This window comes from Mesorhizobium sp. M00.F.Ca.ET.216.01.1.1 (genome assembly GCF_004010325.2).
GTDB lineage: Bacteria > Pseudomonadota > Alphaproteobacteria > Rhizobiales > Rhizobiaceae > Mesorhizobium.
Genome location: NZ_SADR02000546.1, coordinates 1 through 286, shown reverse-complemented (window position 1 = coordinate 286; position 286 = coordinate 1). Strand labels below are relative to the sequence as shown.

The following is a 286-nucleotide window of genomic DNA, read 5'->3' as shown; positions in this document are numbered from 1 at the left end:
CTTACGGCGGGTTCCGGGTGGCGATTGCTTCGTTTTCCTTCGAATGCGTCGGCTTGCTGATGCTGTGGCTCGCGCCTGAACCGCACGTGGCATTGGCAGGCGCGGCGTTGACGGGATTCGGCTTTGCGCTGGTGTTTCCAGCGCTGGGTGTGGAGGCCGTGGGCCTCGTGCCGCCGGCCAGCCGGGGCGCCGCGTTGTCCGCGTATTCGGTGTTTCTCGACTTGTCGTTGGGCATTACCGGACCGTTGGCAGGCTACATTGCCGGCGAGTTCGGCTACGGGTCCGT

At 65.4% G+C, this 286-nt stretch carries 1 pseudogene; it reads left to right on the top strand.

What is annotated here, in order from left to right:
- Positions 1–17: 17 nt before the first annotated feature.
- Positions 18–286, top strand: a pseudogene (locus EN859_RS37390) (arabinose transporter); the annotation flags it as partial.